This window comes from Kitasatospora sp. NPDC059571, from assembly GCF_042735675.1.
GTDB lineage: Bacteria > Actinomycetota > Actinomycetes > Streptomycetales > Streptomycetaceae > Kitasatospora.
Window position 1 is genome coordinate 2,261 of the sequence record NZ_JBHWBW010000438.1, and the last position, 4,416, is coordinate 6,676.

At 70.9% G+C, this 4,416-nt stretch carries 3 protein-coding genes; all 3 read left to right on the plus strand.

Going from position 1 to position 4,416, the window contains the following annotated elements:
- Positions 1 to 355 precede the first annotated feature (355 nt).
- On the plus strand, positions 356 to 1,264 hold the full coding sequence (locus ACFV0G_RS32180; protein ID WP_380555652.1) for a TetR family transcriptional regulator: 909 nt from the start codon (positions 356 to 358) through the stop codon (positions 1,262 to 1,264).
- A gap of 381 nt (positions 1,265 to 1,645) precedes the next feature.
- Positions 1,646 to 2,983 carry a crotonyl-CoA carboxylase/reductase gene (gene ccrA / locus ACFV0G_RS32185; RefSeq protein WP_380555654.1) on the plus strand — a complete coding sequence of 446 codons (1,338 nt, stop codon included), beginning with the start codon at positions 1,646 to 1,648 and terminating at the stop codon, positions 2,981 to 2,983.
- Positions 2,983 to 4,416, plus strand: a 1,434-nt coding sequence (locus ACFV0G_RS32190; protein ID WP_380555656.1) for a methylmalonyl-CoA mutase family protein, incomplete at its 3' end; no start/stop codon positions are given. The genes ccrA and ACFV0G_RS32190, both read left to right, overlap by 1 nt.

Consider the following 4,416-nt stretch of genomic DNA (forward strand, 5'->3'; position numbering starts at 1 on the left):
CCGCTCGCGGGCCCCGCACCCCCGGCCGCGTCTCCCTCCCCCACCCCCGCCGCGTAGGGGGGGCCGGGGGCCGGCCCACGGCCCCCCGGCGCACCCCGCCCCTCCCACGGAACCGATCGGCCACCCACGGACACGTGGTGTCACCGGCGCGTGGCATCGCTGCAAGGAGTCTCAGATGAACACCGAGCCAGCGGGAAGAGGTCCGCGGAGCGGCACTGCACCGGCCGGACGCCCGGGATGGAACCAGTCGGCGGCGGTGCCCCGGTGGCAGCGGCCGGCCGCGGCGCCGCCGGTGGCACCGGTCCGCCGGACGAGGCCGGCCGGCGCGGCACCGGGGACGTGTAGCGTTCCGGGCATGGATCGGGAACAGTCATCCGTGCAGCAGCAGCCGTCCCGGGAGCAGGCGGACGGCGGCCGGCCCGCCGAGGGCGGCACCGGCGCGCGGCGCGCCGCCGCGCAGCGCCGTCAGATGCGCCAGGAGCTGGCGTCGGCCGCCATGGAGCTGTTCGCAAACCAGGGCTACGAGGAGACGACGGTCGATCAGATCGCCGCCGAGGCGGGCGTGGCGCGGCGGACGTTCTTCCGCTACTTCCGCTCCAAGGAGGAGGCGATCTTCCCGGACCACGACGACACCCTGGTCCGGGTGGCCGACCTGCTGGCCAGCGCCGAGTCGGAGGAGCACCCGCTGGACGTGGTCTGCCGCGGCATCAAGGAGGTGCTGCGGATGTACGCCTCCACGCCCAGCGTCTCGGTGGCGCGCTACCAGCTGATCCGGCAGGTCCCGGCGCTGCGCGAGCGGGAGATCGCGGTGGTGGCCCGGTACGAGCGGCTGTTCACCCGCTACCTGCTCGGGCGCTTCGACACGGCCGAGCAGAGCCCGCCGGGCTGGCAGCGCGGCGGCGACGACGACTCCATGCTGGCCGAGGTCTCGGCGGCGGCCGTGGTGGCCGCCCACAACCACGTGCTGCGGCGCTGGCTGCGGGCCGGCGGGCACGGGGACGTCTCGGCGCAGCTGGACCACTCCTTCGAGGTCATCCGGAACACCTTCTGGGCGACCTCGCCGAGCGGGGTGCGGCGCCGCGGCACCCTGGTGGCACCGGGTGCCACCGGTGGCACGGGGTCGGACCTGGAGGCCGCCGCGGTGAGCGCACTGAGTGCCAGCCCGGGCGGTGAGGTGCTCATCACAGTGGCCCGCACGGACGCCCCGCTGGAGCTGGTGGTGGACTCCATCCGGGCCGCACTGGGCGGTGCGGCGAACGCCTGAACGGCGCGTCTTCACAGGTCAGAGGCGATCTTGAGGCCCGTCCCGGTCATCCGGGGCGGGCCTCTTCACATCCCGAACCCAGCCCGCTCGCAAGAGGCTCGAACAGCGATCCACGTCACTCGAACTGATGACACCCGGTGTCTTTACGAGTGGCACAGGGTGCCACTACCTTGTTACCCATCGGTCGCGACGCCGCGGCTCCCCACCTCGGCGCGTCGCATCCGGCGTCCCCAGACCTCGGGGGCACCCTTGCACCACACCTCGGCGACACCACACCCGTCGCACCGCAGTTCCCACCCAGTCACTCAGCGAAGCCGGTGTCCGCTCCCGGCTCCCCCAGACGCCCTGTGCCCTCACACAGGTACGCCTTCGGAGGCAGCCATGAACGAAATCCTCGACGCGATCCTCAGCTCCGACAGCACCTCGGCGGACTTCGCCGCGATCAAGCTTCCGGAGTCCTACCGGGCCGTCACGCTCCACAAGGACGAGGAGCAGATGTTCGCCGGCCTCGCCAGCCGCGACAAGGACCCGCGCAAGTCCCTCCACCTGGACGACGTGCCGCTCCCCGAGCTCGGCCCGGGCGAGGCCCTGGTCGCCGTCATGGCGAGCTCCGTCAACTACAACACGGTGTGGAGCTCGATCTTCGAGCCGGTCTCGACCTTCGGCTTCCTGGAGCGCTACGGCCGCCTGTCGCCGCTGACCAACCGCCACGACCTGCCGTACCACATCCTCGGTTCGGACCTCGCGGGCGTCGTCCTGCGCACCGGCGCCGGCGTCAACGCCTGGAAGCCCGGCGACGAGGTCGTCGCGCACTGCCTCTCGGTCGAGCTGGAGTCCCCGGACGGCCACAACGACACGATGATGGACCCGGAGCAGCGCATCTGGGGCTTCGAGACGAACTTCGGCGGCCTCGCCGAGATCGCCCTGGTGAAGACCAACCAGCTGCTGCCCAAGCCGAAGCACCTCACCTGGGAGGAGGCCGCCTCCCCGGGCCTGGTCAACTCCACCGCCTACCGCCAGCTGGTCTCCCGCAACGGCGCCGGCATGAAGCAGGGCGACAACGTGCTGATCTGGGGCGCCAGCGGCGGCCTCGGCTCCTACGCCACCCAGTACGCACTGGCCGGCGGCGCCACCCCGATCTGCGTGGTCTCCAGCGAGTCCAAGGCCGACATCTGCCGCGCCATGGGCGCCGAGGCGATCATCGACCGCAGCGCCGAGGGCTTCAAGTTCTGGAAGGACGAGCACACCCAGGACCCGCGCGAGTGGAAGCGCCTGGGCAGCAAGATCCGCGAGTTCACCGGCGGCGAGGACGTGGACATCGTCTTCGAGCACCCCGGCCGCGAGACCTTCGGCGCCTCGGTCTACGTCACCCGCAAGGGCGGCACCATCGTCACCTGCGCCTCCACCTCCGGCTACATGCACCAGTACGACAACCGCTACCTGTGGATGTCGCTGAAGCGCATCGTCGGCTCGCACTTCGCCAACTACCGCGAGGCGTTCGAGGCCAACCGCCTGGTCGCCAAGGGCAAGATCCACCCGACCGTCTCCAAGGTCTACTCCCTGGAGGAGACCGGCCAGGCCGCCCTCGACGTGCACCACAACAAGCACCAGGGCAAGGTCGGCGTGCTCTGCCTCTCGCCCGAGGAGGGCCTGGGCGTCCGCGACCACGAGCTGCGCGCCAAGCACCTGCCGGCGATCAACCGCTTCCGGGACATCTGATGGCAGACCGTGAAGGCGGCCGGCGCGACCGTCCGTGGCTGATGCGGACCTACGCCGGGCACTCCACCGCGAGCGACTCCAACGCGCTCTACCGGCGGAACCTGGCGAAGGGTCAGACCGGCCTGTCCGTCGCCTTCGACCTGCCCACGCAGACCGGCTACGACTCGGACCACGTCCTCGCCCGCGGCGAGGTCGGCCGGGTCGGCGTCCCGGTGGGCCACGTCGGCGACATGCGCACCCTGTTCGACGGCATCCCGCTCGAGCAGACCAACACCTCCATGACGATCAACGCCACCGCGATGTGGCTGCTGGCGCTCTACCAGGTGGTCGCCGAGGAGCAGGGCGCGGACATCGCCAAGCTCACCGGCACCACCCAGAACGACATCGTCAAGGAGTACCTCTCCCGCGGCACGCACGTCTTCCCGCCCGGGCCGTCCGTCCGGCTGATCACCGACATGATCGCCTACACGGTCGGGAACATCCCCAAGTGGAACCCGATCAACATCTGCAGCTACCACCTGCAGGAGGCCGGGGCCACCCCGGTCCAGGAGATCGCGTACTCCATGTGCACCGCGATCGCCGTCCTCGACGCCGTCCGCGACTCCGGCCAGGTGCCGGCCGAGCGGATGGGCGAGGTCGTCGGCCGGATCTCCTTCTTCGTGAACGCGGGCGTCCGCTTCGTCGAGGAGATGTGCAAGATGCGGGCCTTCTCCCGGCTCTGGGAGAAGGTCACCCGCGAGCGCTACGGCATCGAGGACGCCAAGCAGCGCCGGTTCCGCTACGGCGTGCAGGTCAACTCGCTCGGCCTCACCGAGGCGCAGCCGGAGAACAACGTCCAGCGCATCGTGCTGGAGATGCTCGCCGTCACGCTCTCCAAGGACGCCCGCGCCCGCGCCGTCCAGCTGCCCGCGTGGAACGAGGCCCTGGGCCTGCCGCGCCCGTGGGACCAGCAGTGGTCGCTGCGCATCCAGCAGGTGCTCGCCTACGAGTCCGACCTGCTGGAGTACGGCGACATCTTCAACGGCTCCACGGTGATCGAGGCCAAGACCGAGGAGCTGCTCGCCGGCGCCGAGGCGGAGATCGCCAAGGTGCTGGGGATGGGCGGGGTCATCCCGGCCGTCGAGTCCGGCTACCTCAAGTCCAACCTGGTCGCCTCGCACGCGGCCCGCCGCGCCCGGATCGAGGCCGGCGAGGACAAGATCGTCGGAGTGAACTGCTTCGACACCACCGAGGAGAGCCCGCTCACCGCCGACCTCGACACCGCGATCATGGTGGTCGACCCGGCCTCCGAGCGCTCCGTGCTCGCCGGCCTGGAGAAGTGGCGCGGCGCCCGCGACGAGGCCGACGAAGCCGGCCAGGATGAAGATCAGGCCGACGATCATGTTGAGGGTCGACGCGAAGTTGCCCCCGATCACCGCACCGATGATGAGGAT

What these genes read in the sequence shown, in the direction of transcription:
- ACFV0G_RS32180 (WP_380555652.1), top strand. Translation starts at nt 356, where the DNA reads ATGGATCGGGAACAGTCATCCGTGCAGCAGCAGCCGTCCCGGGAGCAG.
- ccrA (WP_380555654.1), top strand. Translation starts at nt 1,646, where the DNA reads ATGAACGAAATCCTCGACGCGATCCTCAGCTCCGACAGCACCTCGGCG.